The organism is Caulobacter sp. FV1ye6ST (genome assembly GCF_058681225.1).
This window is the reverse complement of record NZ_CM178733.1, coordinates 4,032,174-4,052,381: the sequence shown is the minus strand read 5'-3', so window position 1 is coordinate 4,052,381 and position 20,208 is coordinate 4,032,174. Positions and strand designations below refer to the sequence as shown.

Annotated in this window: 13 protein-coding genes, 2 tRNA genes and 1 pseudogene; 7 read left to right on the top strand and 9 right to left on the bottom strand. The window is 66.2% G+C overall.

Going from position 1 to position 20,208, the window contains the following annotated elements; all coding sequences use genetic code 11:
* Positions 1 to 4 precede the first annotated feature (4 nt).
* The gene (locus ACW175_RS19240; protein ID WP_492101586.1) at positions 5 to 1,762 is read right to left on the bottom strand and encodes an ATP-binding protein; all 1,758 of its coding nucleotides are present in this window, start codon (positions 1,760 to 1,762) and stop codon (positions 5 to 7) included.
* A 231-nt stretch (positions 1,763 to 1,993) separates the two neighbouring features.
* Here ACW175_RS19240 and ACW175_RS19235 point away from each other — a divergent pair, with 231 nt between their 5' ends.
* Positions 1,994 to 4,993, top strand: coding sequence for a long-chain-fatty-acid--CoA ligase (locus ACW175_RS19235; RefSeq protein ID WP_492101585.1), 3,000 nt, complete (start codon positions 1,994 to 1,996; stop codon positions 4,991 to 4,993).
* Between the two features lie 12 nt (positions 4,994 to 5,005).
* Here ACW175_RS19235 and ACW175_RS19230 read toward each other — a convergent pair whose 3' ends face one another.
* Positions 5,006 to 5,899 carry an MBL fold metallo-hydrolase gene (locus tag ACW175_RS19230; protein WP_492101584.1) on the bottom strand — a complete coding sequence of 298 codons (894 nt, stop codon included), beginning with the start codon at positions 5,897 to 5,899 and terminating at the stop codon, positions 5,006 to 5,008.
* Between the two features lie 79 nt (positions 5,900 to 5,978).
* Between ACW175_RS19230 and ACW175_RS19225 the strand changes: the two genes are divergently transcribed.
* Positions 5,979 to 6,125, top strand: coding sequence for a hypothetical protein (locus ACW175_RS19225; RefSeq protein ID WP_492101583.1), 147 nt, complete (start codon positions 5,979 to 5,981; stop codon positions 6,123 to 6,125).
* A gap of 5 nt (positions 6,126 to 6,130) precedes the next feature.
* On the opposite strand, the gene ACW175_RS19220 is transcribed toward ACW175_RS19225, so the two are convergent.
* Positions 6,131 to 6,538, bottom strand: coding sequence for a TIGR01244 family sulfur transferase (locus ACW175_RS19220; RefSeq protein ID WP_492101582.1), 408 nt, complete (start codon positions 6,536 to 6,538; stop codon positions 6,131 to 6,133).
* Between the two features lie 649 nt (positions 6,539 to 7,187).
* Between ACW175_RS19220 and ACW175_RS19215 the strand changes: the two genes are divergently transcribed.
* Positions 7,188 to 10,172, top strand: coding sequence for a TonB-dependent receptor (locus ACW175_RS19215; protein WP_492101581.1), 2,985 nt, complete (start codon positions 7,188 to 7,190; stop codon positions 10,170 to 10,172).
* Positions 10,173 to 10,450: 278 nt separating this feature from the next.
* On the opposite strand, the gene sppA is transcribed toward ACW175_RS19215, so the two are convergent.
* Both sppA and ACW175_RS19205 read right to left on the bottom strand, forming a co-directional pair.
* A complete protein-coding gene (sppA, locus tag ACW175_RS19210; RefSeq protein ID WP_492101580.1) occupies positions 10,451 to 12,235 on the bottom strand; it encodes a signal peptide peptidase SppA in 1,785 nt (594 codons plus the stop codon).
* Between the two features lie 174 nt (positions 12,236 to 12,409).
* Positions 12,410 to 12,486, bottom strand: a tRNA-Pro gene (locus ACW175_RS19205).
* Between the two features lie 165 nt (positions 12,487 to 12,651).
* Here ACW175_RS19205 and ACW175_RS19200 point away from each other — a divergent pair.
* Positions 12,652 to 12,725, top strand: a tRNA-Gln gene (locus ACW175_RS19200).
* Between the two features lie 482 nt (positions 12,726 to 13,207).
* Positions 13,208 to 13,636, top strand: coding sequence for a Ros/MucR family transcriptional regulator (locus ACW175_RS19195; protein WP_099582375.1), 429 nt, complete (start codon positions 13,208 to 13,210; stop codon positions 13,634 to 13,636).
* Between the two features lie 88 nt (positions 13,637 to 13,724).
* Here ACW175_RS19195 and ACW175_RS19190 read toward each other — a convergent pair whose 3' ends face one another.
* The 3 genes from ACW175_RS19190 to ACW175_RS19180 all read right to left on the bottom strand — a co-directional run bounded on the left by ACW175_RS19190 (position 13,725) and on the right by ACW175_RS19180 (position 18,414).
* Entirely contained in the window at positions 13,725 to 15,533 is a 1,809-nt protein-coding gene (locus ACW175_RS19190; protein WP_492101579.1) for an ATP-binding protein, read from the bottom strand.
* Positions 15,534 to 15,605: 72 nt separating this feature from the next.
* Positions 15,606 to 16,154 carry a GNAT family N-acetyltransferase gene (locus ACW175_RS19185; RefSeq protein ID WP_492101578.1) on the bottom strand — a complete coding sequence of 183 codons (549 nt, stop codon included), beginning with the start codon at positions 16,152 to 16,154 and terminating at the stop codon, positions 15,606 to 15,608.
* Positions 16,155 to 16,200: 46 nt separating this feature from the next.
* Positions 16,201 to 18,414 (bottom strand): S9 family peptidase, encoded by a 2,214-nt coding sequence (locus ACW175_RS19180; RefSeq protein ID WP_492101577.1) that lies wholly within the window; start codon positions 18,412 to 18,414, stop codon positions 16,201 to 16,203.
* A 132-nt stretch (positions 18,415 to 18,546) separates the two neighbouring features.
* Here ACW175_RS19180 and ACW175_RS19175 point away from each other — a divergent pair, with 132 nt between their 5' ends.
* Both ACW175_RS19175 and ACW175_RS19170 read left to right on the top strand, forming a co-directional pair.
* Positions 18,547 to 19,395, top strand: coding sequence for a trypsin-like serine peptidase (locus tag ACW175_RS19175; RefSeq protein WP_492101576.1), 849 nt, complete (start codon positions 18,547 to 18,549; stop codon positions 19,393 to 19,395).
* A gap of 73 nt (positions 19,396 to 19,468) precedes the next feature.
* Positions 19,469 to 19,665, top strand: a pseudogene (locus tag ACW175_RS19170) (CsbD family protein).
* A gap of 63 nt (positions 19,666 to 19,728) precedes the next feature.
* On the opposite strand, the gene ACW175_RS19165 reads toward ACW175_RS19170, so the two are convergent.
* Complete coding sequence (locus tag ACW175_RS19165; RefSeq protein ID WP_492101575.1) at positions 19,729 to 20,205, bottom strand: OsmC family protein; 477 nt, start codon at positions 20,203 to 20,205, stop codon at positions 19,729 to 19,731.
* Between the last annotated feature and the right edge of the window lie 3 nt (positions 20,206 to 20,208).

The following is a 20,208-nucleotide window of genomic DNA, read 5'->3' as shown; positions in this document are numbered from 1 at the left end:
GGGCTTACGCCGCTCGCAGTCCCTCTTTCGGCGGATCCGGGTTCACGGCCCTGACGATCGCCGTGATCAGGTCCATCGGCTTGACCGGCTTGCCCAGATGGTCGTCGAAGCCCATGCCCAGGAACCGTTCGTGGTCGCCGGCCATGGCCGAGGCGGTCAGGGCGATGACGGGCAAAGCGGGATCGCCGGCCCGGCCCTGGCGGATCGCCTGCAGCGCGGTGATGCCGTCCATCACCGGCATGTTGATGTCCATCAGCACGCAGTCGTAGTGGCCCGAGGCCATGGCCTTCAGCGCCTCCTCGCCGTTCTCGACGATGGTCAGGGCCACGCCGGTCGGCTCCAACATGGTGCGCACGACCAGTTGGTTGACGGCGTTGTCCTCGGCCATCAGCACGCGGATCTGGTCGAGGGTCTCGTCATCCCGCGTTTCGAGCTCCGGCGCGGCCTCGGCCGCCTCGGCCTCCTCGGCGCGGATGCTGAGCACGAAGCAGGCCCCGACCTGGGCGGGGCGCAGTTCCAGATCGCCGCCGAGTTGGCGGGCCAGGGCGCGTGAGATGGTCAGCCCCAGGCCCGCGCCGCCATGACTGCGCGAGATGGTCTCGTCGGCCTGGGTGAAGCTGTCGAACACCCGGTCGGCCGCCGCCGTCGGCACGCCCGGCCCGGTGTCGCTGACCGCGAAGCGCAGTGTCCAGGCCTGGGCCGAGCGCTCGGCGTCGACGCTGACCCGGACATGGCCCGCGGTGGTGAACTTGACGGCGTTGGATACCAGGTTGGTCAGGATCTGGCGGATGCGTAGCGGGTCGGCGAAAATCCAGGCCGGGACCTCGGCGCCGAAATCGGTGAACAGCGACAAGCTCTTGAACTCCGCCGCATCGCGCCAGGTGTCGACCACCTCGGTGACAATGGCGCGGGGATCGACGGCTTCCGGGGCCAGCACGACGCGGCCGGCCTCGATCCGCGACATGTCCAGCACGTCGTTGAGCAGCTGCATCAGGCTGTCGCCCGACTTCAGCATCAGGGCGACCTGCTCGCGCTGGGCGGGGTTGAGGTCCGATCGCTCCAGAGCGTGGGCCATGCCCAGCAGGCCGTTCATCGGCGTGCGCAGTTCGTGGCTGGTGACGGCGATGAAGGTCGACTTGGCGCGAGCGGCCTCCAGGGCGCGCTCGCGCTCCTCGCGCAGGCCCCGGGTCAGCGCGTCCATGCGTCGGGCGGCGGCGCGGTTGCGCAGAGCCACGTTCACGGTCACGCCGATCAGCAGCACCAGCGACCAACGCGTCGCTTGGGTGACCATGTCGGCGCCAGGCATGAAGAAGAACGGGAAGACGATCAGGCTGACCACGGGCAGCAGCCCGCTGATGATCAGCAAGGCCAGCGGCTGGTGACGATACTGCTGGGCGAAGACCAGCTGGCCGCACCAGATGGCGACGGCGGCGATCTTCAGCCTGTCGGAGCCCTGCAGCCAGAGCAGGCTGGCCAGGGCGGCCCAGCTACCGTTGACGGGGATCGCGGCCAGCATGAAGGCGGCGCGGTCGCCGCGCGACACCGGGCGGTCCTGGCCGAAGTTCCGGGTCGCTAGGGTAGCCAGGCCCTCGGCGAACAGAAAGCCGGCCAGCCAGGCGACCGCGACGGTCGCGCCGAGACCCAGGCCGACGACTCCAGCCGCCAGACAACCGGAGACGAGACGCGAGACGCTCAGCCGCCGAATGTCGGCGCCCACTTCGTCCAGTCTCTCATCCGCCAGAGTGTCGGCCAGCCACCCCACGCCATCGTCTCCTATCGACGAAACGCATTCGCCACGCGGGACTATCGGTTGATCGCAACCAAGAGTCTTTAAATGCATCCTGCGGCCGATTGGCGCGGTGTTGTCGGATATCCGACCAATCGCGTCGACGTACGGCTCTCTTTTCTCCCTTGGGGCGCGGCGCGTTGCGTGTTGCGCCGCACACCGATAGCCTTGCGTGAACAACGATAAGCCGCCGGGAGTAAGGTTCAGATGCAGGGTTTGATGCAGCACGGGGCCCTGACCCTGGACAAGATCATAGACCACGCCGCCCAGTGGCACGGCGGGCGCGAGGTGGTCAGCCGTTCGGTCGAGGGGCCGATCGTGCGCACGACCTATCGCGAGATCCGCGACCGCGCCAAGCGGGTGTCCAATGCGCTGCTGTCCCTGGGGATCAAGCCCGGCGACCGCGTCGGCACCCTGGCCTGGAACACCGGCCGGCACATGGAAGCCTGGTATGGCATCATGGGCATCGGGGCCGTCTGCCACACCCTGAACCCGCGCCTGTTCCCCGAGCAGATCGCCTGGATCGCCGACCACGCCGGCGACCGGCTGATCTTCACCGACCTGACCTTCCTGCCGATCATCGCCGCGATCCTGCCGCGCCTGCCGCATGTCGAGCACGTGGTGGTGTTCACCGACCGCGACCACATGCCGGGAGAGTTCCCGCTGGCCGGTGAGGCTCCGCGCTTCAAGGGGCTGCTCGCCTACGAGGACCTGATCGATCAGCACGGCGCCGAGTGCGCTTGGGGCGGCTTCGACGAGGGCACGGCGGCGGGCCTCTGCTACACCTCGGGCACGACGGGCGACCCCAAGGGGGTGATGTATTCGCACCGCTCGAACTTCCTGCACACCCTGATCACCCTGCAGCCGGACGTGATGGGCCTGTCGCAGAAGGACGTGATCCTGCCGGTGGTGCCGATGTTCCACGCCAACGCCTGGGGCGTGGCGTTCTCGGCTCCCGGCGCGGGCGCCAAGATCGTGATGCCGGGACCCAAGATGGACGGCGCCTCGATCTATGAACTGCTTGATACCGAGGGCGTGACCTTCTCGGCCGCCGTGCCCACCGTCTGGCAGATGCTGCTGCAGCACCTGGAGGCCACGGGCGCCAAGCTGCCGGTGCTGAAGAAGGTGGTGATCGGCGGGGCCGCCTGTCCCGAGACGATCATCCGCGCCTTCCAGGAGACGTATGACGTCGAGGTGGTCCATGCCTGGGGCATGACCGAGACCTCGCCGGTCGGGACTTTGTCGGTGATGACCGACGAACTGGAAAAGCTGCCCTACGACCAGCAGATGCCGTATCGCCTGAAGCAGGGCCGGCCGCCGCTGGGCGTCGAGCTGCGCCTGACCGATGACGACGACAAGCTGCTCCCGCACGACGGCCAGGCCTTCGGCCACCTGAAGATCCGCGGCCCGATCATCGCCGCCGAGTACTTCCGCGGCGCCGGCGGCAAGATCCTGGACCAGGACGGCTTCTTCGACACGGGCGACATCGCCACGATCGACGAGCATGGCTTCATGCAGATCACCGACCGCGCCAAGGACGTCGTCAAGTCCGGCGGCGAATGGATCAGCACCATCGAGATCGAGAACATCGCCGTCGGCCATCCCAAGGCCGCCCTGGCGGCGGTGGTCGGCATGCCGCATCCCAAGTGGGACGAGCGGCCCGTGCTGCTGGTCAAGCTGAAGGAGGGCGAGGCGGCGACGAAGGTCGAGTTCATCGACTTCCTCCAGGGAAAGATCGCCAAGTGGTGGATGCCGGACGACGTGATCTTCGTCGACGACATACCGTTGGGCGCGACCGGCAAGATCGACAAGAAACTGATCCGCAAGCGCCTGGCTGACGAAGGCTACACGCTGCCGGAAACGCCGGTTCAGTCGACGCCCGCGCCGCGACCTCAGGAAACGAGCGCGCCCGAACAGGACGCCGAGCCGGTCGCGAAACAGACCTTGGCCGCCGCCGATGGCGGCCACACGGCGGTCATCTATGCGCCGGAACCGGTCGAGGCGGTCGAGGCCGAGACGGCGCTCCACACCCCGGAGTCTGAAACCACGCCTGAGCCCGAGATCGTCGCCGATCCCACGCCGGAGCCGGAAATCCAGCAGGTCTCGGCCGCCGACGCGATCATCGCCGAGGCCACCGCCATCGCCGCCGCCGCGGCGCCGGCCGAGAAGCCTCCCGAGCCCGAGGCCGAACCTATCGCCGTCGCCGAGGTCACGACGCCGGAGCCCGAGCCAGTCCAGATCAAGGCCGAGCCCGAACCGCCGCTGCGCCTGCGCGAGCCGGATCCGGCCGAACCGTCCAAGCCGACGCCCGTCCTGGCCGACGCCGGCGAGGCCCTGCCGTTCGCCATGCCGATCACGCCGGGCAAGCGCGGCAAGGGCAAGAAGGACGCCAAGACCAGGAGCGAACCGGCGGGCAAGGCTTCGGGCAAGCCGCCCCGCTGGGCGTCGCTCTATCTTGACCTGGCTCTGCTGATCGCCCTGGCCCCGGCCACCCTGGCCGCTGGCGGCGCGCTGGGCGTCAAGCTGGGCATGATCCCCCTGCCGCTGGGCTACACGGACATGACCCTGGACTGGGCGCCGCGACTGGCCTTCATCAGCGTCGCCACCGGGCTGATCGGCCTGATCATCGCGCTGAGCGCCGGCTTCGGCCGGCTGTGGAAGGGCGCGGTGCTGGCCCTGGCGATCACGGCCGCCACCTTCGGGGTGATGTTCGCGGCCAAGGCGCTGGGCGGCCAGTCGCCGCCGATCCATGACGTGGCCACCGACTGGAAGACGCCGCTGGGCTTCTCTGACGCAGCCATGGCCGCCCGCGGCGGCTCGGCGGAGATCGTCGTCGACGACCCCAGCCTGCCGGTCGGCTCGGCCGCCTATGCCGGCCGCCGCCTGGCCGAGATCAACGCCGAGACCTGTCCGGCGGCCCGTCCGCTGGTCAGCGAACGCGCGCCCGGCGACGTCTACGAGTCGATCAAGGCCGCCGTCCTGGCCTCGGGCATGACCCTGGTCACCGACGATCCGATGGACGGCCGCCTGGAGGCCACCGGCAGCAGCTTCTGGTACGGTCTGACCGACGACCTGGTGGTCCGGGTCCGTCCGCACGCCCGGGGCTCGCGCCTGGATATGCGCTCGATCGGTCGCGACGCCGCGCCGGACCAGGGCCGAAACTGCGCGCGGATCGGCGCGCTCATGACGGCGGTGCGGGGGCGGTAAGGCGAGGTCGCCTCAAGCCAGCCGGTACTCCGCCTCCAACCCCGGCTCGCCCGGCGTCACGACCCGCCCCTCGCGCACCAGCTGGATCATGTGGGCGAACACCGAGTGCGCCGCCGCCGGGTGCAGCCTCGGATCCACGGCGGCGTAGAGGCTGGGGACCATCGCCTTGATGGTGGTGAGGCCCGCGCCCAAGGCTTCGAGGATCTGCGCCTCGCGCGCCCGGCGGTGGGCGACATAGGCGTCGATGAAGGGCGCGACCTCACGGACCGGCGCGCCGTGGGTGGGCCATAGGACGTCGAAGTTCCGCGCCCGCACCTTGGCCAGGCTGGCGAAATAGTCGCCCATGTCGCCGTCGGGCGGGGTGATCACGGTGGTCGACCAGCCCATGATGTGGTCGCCGCAGAAGAGGGCGTTTTCTTCCTTCAGGGCGAAGCAGACGTGGTTGGAGGTGTGGCCGGGGGTCGTCACCGCCTCCAGCGTCCAGCCGGGGCCGCCGATCACATCGCCGTCGGCCAGGGTCACGTCGGGCCGGAAGCGGTCGTCGGCGCCTTCCTCCAGCCCCGGGGACGCCGCCTCGCCTTGGTCGGCCGGCGCGGGCAGGCCGTGGACCTTGGCGCCGAATGCCTGGGCCAGAGGGTGGGCGAGGGGAGAGTGGTCCAGGTGGTGGTGGGTGACCAGAACGTGGGTCACTCGCTCGCCGGCAAGGGCGGCCTTCAGGGCGTCGAAGTGCTCGGCCAGGTCCGGACCCGGGTCGATCACCGCCACTTCGCCTCGGCCGATGATGTAGACGCCGGTGCCGGTAAAGGTGAACGGCCCCGGATTGCGGGCGATCACCCGCCGGATCAGGGGCGAGACCTGATCGCAGCGGCCGTATTCGAAGTCCAGCTCGCGAACGAAGGGGATCATCGAGACGCTCCTGTTCGACGCAGGCCGGGCGGCGCCGGTCTTGCGCTTTAAGCTTCCAGTAACCCTGGAAGGATCGGCCATGACGGCGGACGCGGCGATTTTTGTCTCAAAACGGCTTCAGCGCGCGGCCTTCGCCATCCTGTGTATCATCATGGCGCAGTTCGTTCTGGCCAGCTGCCATCCCGAACCGACGCCGATGGCGGCTCGCGAGTCCGCCGCTTTCTAATTCTCTCAGGCGGGCAGCACGCCCGAAAGGTCGTAGCCTGCTTCACGGCCCTGGCTCACCAGGGTCTCGCGATCCTCGCCGGCCAGCGCCTGGCCGATCGACCAAGTGACGATCGAGCGTGTGCCCGAGCGGCAGAAGGCCAGCACCGGTCCGCCGGCGCCTTCCATGGCCGCGCGAACGGCGTCCACCTGCTCCTGGGTCGGGCCGCCCCGCACCGGTACGTGCAGATAGTCCATCCCCGCGGCGTGGGCGGCGGCCTCGATCATCGCGCTTGACGGCTGGCTGGGGTCCTCACCGTCGGGGCGATTGTTGATCACCAGAACGAATCCCTGGGCCGCGGCGCGGGCCATGTCGGCCTCGGAGACCTGCGGGCTGACCGAAAGGGAGTCGGTGACGCGTCGAAATTCACTCATCGGTTCTTGGGGCTCACATCGCGCGGCGTGCTCCGCCGCATCGGCATCTTCATGGGCGACAGGCGCCTAGGCAATGGTCAGTGCTGTTCGTCTGGGTGCGCGCCAAGGCGGCATTTGTGAAGAGTTTGTGTCGTCATTTGCGGCTCGGTCAAAACAGATTTGTGTCAAATAGCGGCGTTACGGGCATGATTTTGTCAATGTCAATTATACCTGGTAATTTTTTGGCTTGATTTTCTTAGAAACAATAACGGCTTGAACGGCGTTCCTCGAGGTTGAAATAACCCCATTAAAACAGAAGCGTGACTAGGATTTTGCGCGGGCTTCCGAACCTTCAGTATTCCAGCCGAGCAATGGTCTCTGGAAAAGCGGCGACCCTGTGGCGATTTTGCGACAGGGATCGGCGATGTGAATTACAAATTTGCAATGACAATTGACCCTCGGCGGCGCGCCCCCCTAACGTCCGTGCAACCGGAGAAATGTTTTCCGGGACACCAGTGATCTCGTGGCGCCGTTCGGCGGTTTTTCCGCTCCAGGTCGGACAAAGTTTCTAGAGGGGTTTGTCCAACTTGCCGCCCGCGCCACGCTCAGAGGGGATTTGAAGAGCATGGAATTCAACAAAGGTAGCGCTCGCGCGCGCCTCGCGAAGGGCGTGAGCCGCGCCGCGCTCGGCATTGCGCTGAGCGTCTGCGTCGCCGGGGTCGCCCTGGCGCAAGCGTCGTCGGGCGCCCTGCGCGTCACCGTGACCGGTCCGAACGGCCAGCCCCTCGCGGGCGCCACGGTCCTGGTCAAGTCGCCGGACAGCATCCAGCCGCGCACGGGTGTGACCGACTCCGAAGGTAAGGTTCGCGTCAGCGGCCTCGACCCCTCGACCAACTACACCGTCACCGTGACCTCGGCGGGCTACAACGACTTCAGCACCGGCAACGTCGCCGTCGTGTCGGGTCAGGACCGCTCGGTCGGTTACGCGCTGGCCACCCAAGGCAACCAGATCGAAGAAGTCGTCATCACCGGCCGTTCGCTGGCCGCCGTCGACGTGACCTCGGCCACCGTCGCCACCACCCTGACGCTGCAGACGGTGGAATCGCTCCCCACCGGCCGTAGCTACCAGAGCTACCTGCAGCTGGTTCCGGGCGTGAAGCCCTCGTCGGGCGGCAACCCGTCTTCGCGCTCGGGCGTCAACTATTCGGACGTCGGCGGCGCCATCGGCTCCTCGACCGACAACGTCTACTACATCGACGGCGTGAACGTGACCGACCCGCTGACGGGTACGTTCGGTTCGAACTTCAACTCGGAAATCATCCAGGAACAGCAAGTCATCGTCGGCGGCGTGCCGGCTGAATATGACGGCGGTTCGGGCCTGATCTCGCGCGTCGTCACCAAGTCGGGCTCGAATGAGTGGCATGGCTCGGTCAACTACTACCTGCAGAACGACAGCCTGGTCGCCAAGGACAAGCACTCGACCTCGGCCGGTTTCAAGACGTACGACACCGCGTTCACCCTCGGCGGTCCGATCATCAAGGACAAGCTCTGGGTCTTCGGTTCGTACCAGAAGAAGCATCGTTCGGACGACGTGCTGGATCCGGCCACCGGGGCCGCCCGTCGTACTGTCGCCACCGACTCCAAATACGCCTTCTTCAAGACCACCTGGCAGATCACCGACAACGACCGTCTGGTCGGCACCTTCTTCAACGACCCGTACTTCCGCGACGGTTCGCCCAGCGCGACCGTGATCAACCGTCGCGACAACACCACCAAGCAAGGCGGTGACAACTACAAGATCGACTACACCCACACTTGGAACGATCTGTCGATCAACGCCTACTACTACAACCACAAGGCTCAGTTGACCACGCAGGCGGCCGACCAGACAGTCCGTGACAACGTAACGTTCCGCGGTTCGGGCTCGACCATCGAACAGCGTCAGCTGGGCGGCGCCGGTAGCAACTCGGAATCGCACCGCAACGCCGAAGAGTACGGCGTTAAGCTCGAGTACTATCTGGACACCGATTTCGGCAGCCACACCTTTAAGAGCGGCTACACGACGTCGAAGCACATCTATAAGAGCAACGCGACGATCCCGGGCAACGCCCAGTATCAGTCGATCGCTTCGGTGAACTCCGGCGCCACCTTCGCGGACTACACCAGCGCTTCGGCCGGTTGGACCGCGCGTCCGTTCGCTTCGACGGACGTCCCGCGCATCATCGCCGCGGCGGTGGCCAGCCCGAACGCCTCGCAGTTCCGCACGCTGCTCGACACCAACGGCGACGGCACGATCTCGACCGCCGAAGTCAACGCCTACAAGTTCACCAGCACCGCGGGTAACCCCTACGGCAACGTGAACGCCTACCGCGCCCTGCGCACGACCGACGCGCCCTACGCCATCAAGAGCGAAGGCGAGACGGCCTATCTGCAGGACACCTGGACCTGGAACCAACTGACGGTCGCCGCCGGTGTTCGCGCCGAAAAGTGGAGCCACTTCAGCTCCTCGGGCGACAAGCTGTTCACGTTCGACTGGAAGCTGGCCCCGCGCGTCAACGTCGTCTACGACGTGACCGGCAACGGCCGCAGCAAGGTCTACGCGTACTACGGCCGTTACTATGACCCGATCCGTTCGGACATGGCCAACTTCGCCGGCAACCTGAGCGGTCCGGTCACTGAAGAGCAGATCTACCTGGGCAACCAGTGGCTGACCTTCCGCACCCGCGGTGGCGCCGTGACGCCGGACTCGGTGTTCGGCCCGAACACCAAGACCCCGTTCACCGACGAATACATGATCGGTGGCTCGACCACCTTCGGTTCGTCGATCAACGTCTCGACCTCGCTGACGCACCGCGTCACCAAGGACATCTTCGAAGACTACGATCTGGGGATCTACTCGGATCCGACCTGCACCGTGGCCACCTGCGGCGCCAACGGCGCGGCTTCGCCCGGCACGCCGTTCTACCTGCCGTACTCGTACTTCGGCTTCTCGTCGAAGCCGAACGCGAACTACGTCCTCGGCACCCTGGCCGGCGGCAAGCGTGAGTACACGGGCTTCGAACTGACGGTCACGAAGTTCAAGACCACCAACTGGTTCGGTCAGATGTCCTACACCCGTAACTGGGCGAAGGGTAACTCGAACTCGGACGGCAACGCCGACTTCCAAGGCGACTGGATCGCCGTGGATCCGCGCGCGCCGAACATGTGGGGTCCTCAGGCTGGTAACATCGAACACCAGTTCAAGGCCTATGGCGCTTACGACACCCCGTTCGGCCTGCAGGTCTCGGGCGTGTTCAACTGGAACAGCGGCGCTCTCTTCACGCCGGCCTCTCCGGTCAGCAGCCGCTACTTCGCGCCGCAAGACGCCGCCTACTACTATGGCGGCGTTCTGGAGACCTACACCAAGGCTGGCCTGGTCGGCAGCGAGAAGAATCCTTCGTACTACACCTTCGACATGCGCCTGAAGTACGACCACGAAGTGCCTGGCCTGGGTGGGAAGGTCGAGTTCTTCCTCGACATCTTCAACATCCTGAACAAGCAATCGGCTACGGGCGTGCAGAAGCTGATCGCTGGCGACGGCATCTATGCCTTCAAGCAAGCGAACGCTTGGAATGCTCCGCGTCAATTCTACCTGGGCGCCCGCTACTCGTTCTAACCGAACGAGAGAAGATCGCTCGAAAGTCGGACGCCGGTGCGCAAGCACCGGCGTCTTTCTTTCTGGGGTTCCTTCCGAGCCGCCGGCCGCAAGGTCGGCGGCTTTGCCGTGTCTGGGGGAAGGGCGGAGCGGACGTGGCTCCGCACTCACAAGCCCGCTGAACCAGAGGGCGGCGTCACAAGCGCGGGAATGGCGGCGCTATAGAGGGCGCATAAACAAAAGCCCCGACGCTGGCGGCGTCGGGGCTTTCGCATTCTCTGACGGATGCGTCGCTCGCCTTACCGGATCGGCGTGTCCGCCAGCACCGCCGCCCCGCCCGGCGCGGCCCGCAGGCGGGCCTTGGCCATTTCGTCGAGGATCGCCTGGGAGCGCGGATCGCCCAGAACCCAGGCGGCGGCCGCCAGGGTCTTGGCCGAGGTCTCCGAGACGCCCAGGAAGCGCTCGAAGGCCTCGAACGGCGACTTGCCGCCGTCCATGCGCTTGAGGCGCACGTCGTCCTTCAGCTTGGCCAGGGCCTTGGCCTTGTCGACGGCGTCGTAGAAGCCGCCCAGCTCGTCGACCAGACCCAGTTGCTTGGCCTGCTCGCCGGTCCAGACGCGGCCCTTGGCGATCTCGCGCACCCGTTCGGGCGGCAGATGGCGGCCCTCGGCCACGCGGGCGACGAAGCCGGCATAGATCCGGTCCATCCAGCCGGAGAACTTGGCCCGCTGGTCGGGCGTGAAGCCATCGCCCTGGCCAAAGGCTTCCGAATAGCTGCCGCCGACATGCAGGGGCTTGGTGTCGACGCCGAAGCGGGCCAGGGCGTCGCCCACGGCGAACTTGCCGCCATAGACGCCGATCGAGCCGGTCAGGGTCGAGGGCTGGGCGACGATCGAATTGGCCTGGCTCGAGATCCAGTAGCCGCCCGAGGCCGCATAGGTCCCCATGCTGACCACCACGGGCTTGCCGGCCGCCTTGGCCGCCCTCACCGAGGACAGGATCTGCTCCGAGGCCGTGTCCGAGCCGCCGGGCGAGGAGACGCGGAAGACGATCGCCTTGACGTCCTTGTCGTCGATCGCCGTCTTGAAGGCCTGGGCGACGTTGTCGGAATAGACATTGCTGTCGCCGCTGAACGGCGAGCCGCCGCCATCCGCGCCGGTGACGATGGCGCCCTCGGCCCCGATCACGGCGATGGCCGGACCCGTCTTGACGGTCGGCGGCTTGGAGCGGGAAGCATAGTCGTCGAAGTCGACCAGCTTGGCGCCCTTGCCGGCCTTGTCGAGGGCGAAGGCCTGGATGTCGCTGACCTGGCCCACCTTGTCGATCAGGCCGTTGCCTTGGGCTTCCTGGGCGCTGTACGGTCCCGCCTCCAGGGTCTTGGTCAAGGCGACCGGATCGCGCTTGCGGTCGATGGCCGCGCTGGTCAGGGCCGTACGATAGACCGAGCCCATCCACGACAGCGTCGATTCCCGGTGAGCCGGGGTGTAGTCGCTGTAGAGATACGGGTTCACGGCGTTCTTGTACTCGTAGCGCTGCTCGTACTCGGCCTTGACGCCGTACTTGTCGAAGAAGCGCTTGAAGAACATCGACTCCGACGAGACGCCGACCGCCTGGAAGCTCGAGTCAGGCTGCATCCAGAACTCGCTGGAGGCCGCGCCCAGCATGTAGGTCGAGGTGACCATGCCGGACGGATAGAGCCCCTGGCTGTGGGCGTAGATCGGCTTCTTGCCGGTCTCGCGGAAATGCTTGAACGCCAGGCGCAGTTCGTCGGCCGCGGCCGGCGCCATGCCACCCTCGGGCAGGCGCACCAGCACGGCCTTGACCTTGTCGTCCTTCTCGGCGCGTCGCAGCGTCTCGATGATCGACATCACCGAATCCCCGCCGCCGCCGAACGCCGCGAAGGGGTTCTGTGGCGCCTGGTCCGACAGGCCGCCGCGCAGGTCCAGCTGCAGCACGGTGTGGGCCGGAACGGGCGCGGGCCGGGCGGCGCCGGCCGCCATCACGATGAGCAGGAAGGGGACCCCGACCACGAACAACAGAAGACCGACGAACACGCCGGCGACGGTCAGGAAGAACTGCTTCATCGGAGGTCCTGTGAGCGAAACCGACGACAAGCTAACCGCTGTTCGGGTTGCGGCCAAATGAACAGCGCGCAACGCGAGGGGGTTCCGGCGAGTCGCAAGTCAGGCGCCGCTTTCGCGGCGCCTGAACTTATGAATTTTGGGCTATTTTCCCGCCTCTGGTTGGCGGGGAGGAAATGGTCGGAGTGGCAGGATTTGAACCTGCGACCCCTGCGTCCCGAACGCAGTGCTCTACCAGACTGAGCCACACTCCGACTTGGAGGCCGGCCTTATAGGTGGCGGTTTCCGAGGGCGCAAGCGCCTTTTTCGAGGTTCGTGTGACAGCCCGAAAAAACTTCTGAAATGGGATGTTGCATCCGTCCGAGTCGTGAGCTATTTCCACCGCCTCGCCGAGCCCTGAGGGGTTTCGCCGTTCCTGCTGGGGAATGGTGTAATGGTAACACTGCGGTTTTTGGTACCGTCATTCTAGGTTCGAGTCCTAGTTCCCCAGCCACTTCCTTCCATGACTAACGAGACTGATCCTCAGTCCTTGGATGGGGGTCTAGCCTCGGATGGTGGCTGCAATCTTTTCCTCGCACGCGCGGCCGTCTTGCGGGATGTCGCCATCTGGCGATTGTCGAGAAGGCCCCGCGAGGCGCTCTCGCCGTCACAGGGCTCCAGGGTCTAAAGCGGCGTAGTTTCGAGCCTTGAGCACACAGCATGTCGCGGTATTGACCCCGGCGGCGCCAGAACTCTTTCAGGTCGAGTTCGCAGTTGCGAGATAGAGGCTCGCGCGCTCGGGTTTAGCGCATCGAATCGATCTCTGATAACAGCGTTGTCATCGATATAGTTGGCGAAAATTTTCGTTGCTGAACGAGCTAAATGACAGTCAATTGTTACAGCAATTCACGAATTTGCTCACAAAACGCCGGCAAACTACTTGTTTTTCTCAGGCGACGGTGTAATTGCGGTTAAAAGGGGAATGGAGTTGTGATCGTGGAAGATAAAGCTACCTTAATCGAACTCACCGCCGAAATCGTGGCCAACTATGTGGCCAATAACGTTACGCCGGTTTCCGAACTTCCTGCGTTGATCCGTGCCACGCACGACGCTCTGGCCGGTATTGGCGCGCCGCCGGCGCCCACGGTCGAGGCCGTGACCAAGGCGACTCCGGCTCAAATCCGTAAGAGCATCACGCCGGAGGCGCTGATCAGCTTCGAAGACGGCAAGCCCTACAAGACGCTGAAGCGCCACCTGACCACCCACGGCATGACCGTGGCCGAGTACAAGGCCAAGTGGGGCCTGCCGAACGACTATCCGACCACGGCGCCGGCCTACAGCGAAGCCCGTTCGGCCATGGCCAAGGCCCTCGGCCTGGGGCAGGGCGGTCGCAAGGGCAAGGTTACGCGTTCGCGCAAGGGCTGATCGCTCAACAGCGTACGGAACACGAAGGGGACGCTGGCGGGCGTCCCCTTTTTCGTTTCGCCCTCTCCCGCAAGGAGAGGCGGAAATTCTAGGCGACGCCGCGCGCTTCGGCCTCGTCGACCTCTTCCACGTCCAGCACTCGGGCCAGGGCCTCGACCAGACGGGGAATCTCGACGGGCTTGGGCACAAGGGCGTCCATGCCGGCGTCGGCATAGAGCGTGCGCTCATGGGTCAATACGCTGGCGGTGACGGCGACGATCGGCGTGCGGGGCCGGCCGGTGCGTCGCTCGCCCGCGCGGATGGCCTGGCTGGCCTCCACGCCGTCCATGACCGGCATGTGCACGTCCATCAGGATGGCGTCCCAGCGGTCCTTCTCCCACATCGCCACGGCGTCGCGGCCATCCACGGCGAAGTGGCCATCGACGCCCAGGTGGCGCAGCAGGGTCAGCAGCACCGCGCGATTGGTCTGGTTGTCGTCGACGACCAGGATCCGCGGCGCGCGGTGGTCAAGCTCGGGCGTGGCGATGTCCAGGGATCGAGTGGGCGGGGCGACGGGCTCGGCCTTGGCCATCGGCAGGAGGATCGTGAAACAGGAACCGCCCTCCGCCGGGGCCGAGAAGGTGATCGCGCCGCCCATCAGCTCGATCAGGGTCTTGCAGATCGCCAGGCCCAGGCCCGAGCCGCCGGCCTGGCGGGTGCTGGAGCTGTCCAGCTGGGCGAACTTGGTGAACAGGCGTTCGCGCTGATCCTCGGGGATTCCGACTCCGGTGTCGATCACGCGCGCGGTGAGCGTCGCCGCGTCGCCCTCGACGATCACCCTCACCGCGCCGGCCTCCGTGAACTTCACGGCGTTGGAGATCAGGTTCGACAGCACCTGGCGCAGGCGCTCGGCGTCGCCCAGCCGCCAGCCGCCCGCCTCGGGCGAGACCTCGAGGCTGAACGCCAGGTCCTTGTCGCGCGCCAGGCCGCCATAGAGCTGGCGCAGCGCGTTGAGCTGGGCGCAGAGGTCGAACGGGGCGGGCAGGATCTCCATCTTGCCGGCCTCGATCTTGGAAATGTCGAGGATGGCGTTGATCACGCCCAGCAGCGACTGGCCCGAGGCCGTGATGGTCTCCAGGCGCTGGCGCTGGTCGGCCGCGAGGTCGCCGGCGCTCATGATCTGGGCCATGCCCAGCACCCCGTTCAACGGGGTGCGGATCTCGTGGCTCATGGTGGCCAGGAACTCGGTCTTGGCGCGGTTGGCGGTCTCGGCGGCGAGGGCCAGGTCCTGGGCCTCGGTCTTCAGGCGGCGGTTCTCGGTCAACTCGCGCTGCAACTCGGCGTTCAGGGTCTCGCTGGCCAGGCGCGCGCGCACCTCGCGGCCGACGACGCCGCGCATCAGGGCCGACATGCCGGCCGCCGCGAAGGCGCCAGCAAGGCCAACAAAGAGGAACTGGTCGACGCTGTCCCGGGGGACTTGCCGGGTCATCCACAGGAGCCCGGTGATGGCGGCCGTGGCGCTGATCATCGCGACGCGCCGGCTGGGCGCGGATGTCGCGAAGACCAAGGCCATCAGCACGAAATAGACCAGCTTCTGCGTCTCGAAGTGCAGGGTCTGGTAGGCCACGGTGTTGATCAGGAACAGGGCGTTCATGCCCAGGGTCAGCGCCTCAAGCGGCAAGCCCTTGATCTGGCCCCGGCGCAGCAGGGCCCAGGCGCAGATGGCGTAGAGACCGGCGGCGACCGACAGGCCTTCCAGGACGACGAACGCCAGACCCTGCTCGTAGAAGGGGTGGGATAGACAGATTAGCGCATAGTAGATCGAGGTCGCGAGCAGGTAGCCGCTCACGATAGGCACGTAGGCCTGCATCAGCGCGACGTTCTCCGGCCGCGTTTGTTTCGTTTTCGAAGCGGGCAACAACCTGTCCTCGAGCATCCCAGGGCGGGATCCTACACGAACACTGGTTAAGCCTTGTTTCGAACGCCGGTATCAGACGCCGCTGAGGATCAATCCAGGTGAATCGGGCGGCGTGTCGCCCCCGCCGTTGAGAGGGCGCTGCATCCAGACCAGGTCGACCCAGCGGTCGAACTTGTGGCCCATGTCCGGGAAGACGCCTTTCTTTTCAAAGCCGAGAGACGCGTGCAGGCCGATCGAGGCGGCGTTTCCGCTGTCGCCGATCACCGCGCACATTTGCCGCAGCCCCAAAGCTTCGCAATGGGAAATCAGGGCCTGCAACAAGGCTCGGCCGACGCCCTGGCCGACCGCCTTGGGCGAGACATAGACGCTGTCCTCGACCGTATAGCGATAGGCCGCGCGCAGACGGAACGGGCCGGCGTAGCAGTAGCCCAGAACCTCGCCGTCCAGTTCGGCGACGAGATAGGGCAGGCCGCGGGTGAGGAAGGCCGCCCGGCGGCGGCCCATCTCGGCCTCATCCGGCGGGATCTCCTCGAAGGTGCCCAGGCCGTTCAGGACGTTCCAGGCATAGATCGCCGAGATCGCGGGGATGTCGGCGTCGGCGGAGTGGCGGACCTGCAGCATCAAATCCTCGTAAACTGAAACCCTTCCCCGCGAGGGGGAAGGGGCTCTAAGCCCAGCCCTTCTCGACCGCCCAGACGGCGAAGGCGTAGTCGAGCGCGATCTCCTTGAGGAAATCGAAGCGCCCCGAGGCCCCGCCGTGGCCGGCGTCCATGTTGATCTTCAGCAGCACCGGGGCGCCGCTGGTGGTGTGGTCACGAAGCTTGGCGGCCCATTTCTCGGGCTCCCAGTAGGTGACGCGCGGATCCGACAGGCCGCCGGTGGCGAGCACGGCCGGATAGGGCTTGGCCGAGACGTTGTCGTAGGGCGAGTAGCTGGCGATGTAGTCGTAGGCCTCCTTGTCCTCCAGCGGATTGCCCCATTCGGGCCATTCCGGCGGGGTCAGGGGCAGGGACGTGTCGCTCATGGTGTTGACCACGTCGACGAACGGCACGGCGGCGATGATCCCGGCGAACAGGTCCGGCCGCATGTTGGTGATGGCCCCCATCAGCAAGCCGCCGGCCGAGCCGCCATAGGCGACCGTGTTCGAAGGCGCGCCATAGCCGGCCGCGTGCAGATGCTCGGCGCAGGCGATGAAGTCGGTGAAGGTGTTCTTCTTCTTGAACTTCTTGCCGTCCAGGAACCAGCCCCAGCCCTTCTCCGAGCCGCCGCGCGGGCAGGCCGTGGCCCAGATCCAGCCGCGGTCGACCAGCGACAGGTTCCTGATCGAGAAGCTGGGCTCCATGGCGATGCCGTAGCTGCCGTAGCCATACAGCAGCAGCGGGGCGGAGCCGTCCAGCTTGGTCCCCTTCCTCATCAGGATGAACACCGGCACATCGGTTCCGTCGCTGGCCTTGGCGTTCAGGCGGCGGGTCTCGTACTGGGCCGGATCATGGCCCGACGGGATTTCCTGGGTCTTGCGCAGGGTGCGCTGGCGCGAGGCCATGTCGTAGTCGAACCACTGCCGGGGGGTGGTCATCGAGTTGTAGACGAAGCGCAGGCTGGCGGTGTCGTACTCGTAGCCGCCTTCCAGGCTGAGCGCGTAGGCCGCCTCGTCGAAGCCGATGGTGTGCTCGTCGCCATTTGCCGCCGTGACCACCACCTGGTTCAGGGCGTCGACCTTCTCCAGCCGCACGAACCAGGCCTTGAAGGCCATGGTTCCAGAGATCAGGCGGCCCGGCTGGTGGGCGATCCAGTCCTTCCAGTTCGCCTTGCCGGTGGCGTTCTCCGGAGCCGTGACAAGCTTCCAGTCGACCGCGCCGTCGGCGTTGGTGCGGATCACCCAGTGGTCGTTCCAGTGCTCGACCTCGTAGCGAACGCCGACCTCGCGGGGGTGGAAGACGACCGGCGTCGCGGTGGGCATGGCGGCGGGGATCAGCAGGTTCTCGCTGGTCTCCTGGTTGCCGCACGAGATGACAATGTATTTCTCGGAACTGGTGACGCCCACGCCGATGAAGAAGCCCTCGTCGGGCTCATCATAGATCAGCACGTCGTCCTGGGCCGTCCCCTTGGCCGGGCGACGATAGATCTTGGCGGGACGGCCGTTGTCGTCCCGGAAGGTCCAATACAGCCACTGGCTGTCGGGCGAGAAGCAGAAGTCGCCGGTGGTGCTCTCGACGGGGCTTTCCAGCACCTCGCCGGTCGCCAGGTCCTTCACATGGACGCGGTAGACCTCCGAACCCTGCTCGTCGACGGCGAAGGCGTAGAGCTTGTGGTCCGGCGAATGGCTGGCCGCGCCGACCTGGTAGAATGCCTTGCCCTTCGACTCGGTCTCCTCATCCAGCAGGATCTCTTCGGCGCCGCCGCCGCCCATTCCTGCCTTAGAGACGGGCTTGCGGGCGTGGATCGGATGCTGCGCGCCCTTCTCGAAGCGGGTGTAGTACTCGAACGGGCCATCCTTGGCGGGGACGCTGGCGTCGTCCTCCTTGATGCGGCCCTTCATCTCCTCGAACATCGCCGTCTGCAGCGCCTCGGTCGAGGCGAGCATGGCCTTGGCGTAGGCGTTCTCCTCGGTCAGGTGCGCCTTGACGTCGGCCTTGATCAGGGCCGGGTCGCGCAGGACCTTCTGCCAGTTGTCGTCCTTCATCCAGGCATAGTCGTCGACCCGGGTGCGACCCAGTTGCTCGATCGTCTTGGGGATCTTGCGAGCGAGGGGCGGGCTTGCCGAGTGATTGGGGCGGGCGGCGTCTGACGACATGGGGGATCCGAAAGCTATTCCAGGGAGGACCGTGGGGGATGACGTAAGCGTCGCGGCCGCGCTCGTCATCATCTGTCGCCGGTTCATGGCCAGAATTTTCCCCAACTGACTCTAACGCGCGACTGCGGCAGAACGACAACTTGCGGCGCGAGAATCCTGTGGTCAAACTCCCTCTGTGGTCGGGCGAGTAGTCGAGTTAAGCGTAACCAAGGGGGCGATATGGCCTGGGATCTTTCCGTCGACCTGATCAAGGCGACGGTTCAGATTGAGCAGCCGCTGGGTGACGGCACGCGGACGGTCGGCACCGGCTTTCTGATCTCCGACCCGACCCCGGACGGCAAGCCGCGGACCATCCTGGTCACCGCCGCCCACGTGTTCGACAAGATGCCTTCCGTCTCGGCCAAGATCGGCTACCGCATCGAAGGCGGCGACGGCGTCTGGCGCTTCGATCCCGAGACCCTGAAGATCCGCGATGGCGATCACCCGCTGTGGGTCAAGCACCCGACCCGCGATGTCGCGGCCATGGTGGTCGAGGCCCCGCCCGAGTTCGTCAAGGCGGCCATCCCGATGAAGTACCTGGCCCAGGACGACACCTTCAACAAGTTCAACCTGGGCCCCGGCGACGAGATGATGGCGCTGGGCTTTCCGCGCGGTCTGTCGGCCAATCCGGCCGGGTTCCCGATCCTGCGCTCGGGCCGCGTGGCCTCGTACCCGCTGGCGCCGGCCGCCAACTTCCCGACCTTCCTGATGGATTTCTCGGTGTTCCCCGGCAATTCGGGCGGGCCGGTGTTCATGGCGGAGGGCGCGCGCCGCCGGCCTGGCGCCAGCGAAAGCCAGGAAGTCCAGTTCGTGGCCGGTCTCCTGACCCAGCAGGTCGAGCTGTCGGGCGAGCGCCTGGAGATCGGCATCGTCACCCACGCCAAGTTCATCCGCGAGACCCTCGCCCTGTTGGACAAGGTTCCCGGCTCGCCGGTCACCCAGGCGCGGCTGGCCAAGCCCGAGCCCAGCATACCCGGCGCGGTCGCGGCGGTGGCGATCTCGGCCAATGCGATGGGGGCTTCCCACTAGCGACTATTTCGGAACGCGATACGCGCGAGGCCCGTTCTTGTGGGGAGTTCAACACCACACACAGGAGTGAGCCATGAGCACCAATCGTGTCGAAGGCGCTATCGACAAGGGCGTGGGCGCCGTCAAGGAAGCCGCTGGCAAGGCCACCGGCAACGAACGCCTCGAAGCCGAAGGCGCGGTCCAGAAGGCCAAGGGCGACGTTCAGAACAAGGTCGGTCAGGCTCAGGACAAGATCGGCGACGCGATCAAGAAGTGAACGCCGAGCTATGACTAGCAGAAGCGGCCGCCGGAGCGATCCGGCGGCCGTTTTGTTTTTGGACCTGAGACCACCAATCAGGCGTCTGTTTCCTCGTAGGTCGCCGCATAGGCCACCGGGAAATTCACCGACCTGGCGATGAAGCAGACCTTGTGGATCTCATGATGGATGGCGTCGGCCTTGGCGAGGTCGGCGCCGCGCTCGACCCGGATATGCGGCTTCAGCGTCGCGCTCAGAAAGCGGCCGGCGCCGTCGGGCGTGCTTTCGCCGACGCCGATCGGCTGGCCCCGGTAGCCGCGCACCACGACCCCCGCCGCCGAGGCCAGGTGCAGGTACCACAGCATGTGGCAGGCGCTCAGCGAGGACAGCAGCAGGTCTTCGGGATTGTGCAGCGTCGGGTCGCCGCCCAGCAGCGGATCGTTGGAGCAGGGGATGGGCGGCTTGCCGGGCGTGGCGATGATCCAGGTGCGATCATACCCGCGATAGGTCTTCGTACCCTGGCCCCGATCGCCGGTCCATTCGACCAGGCTTGTATAGTCGTGCTGCTTGGCCATCGG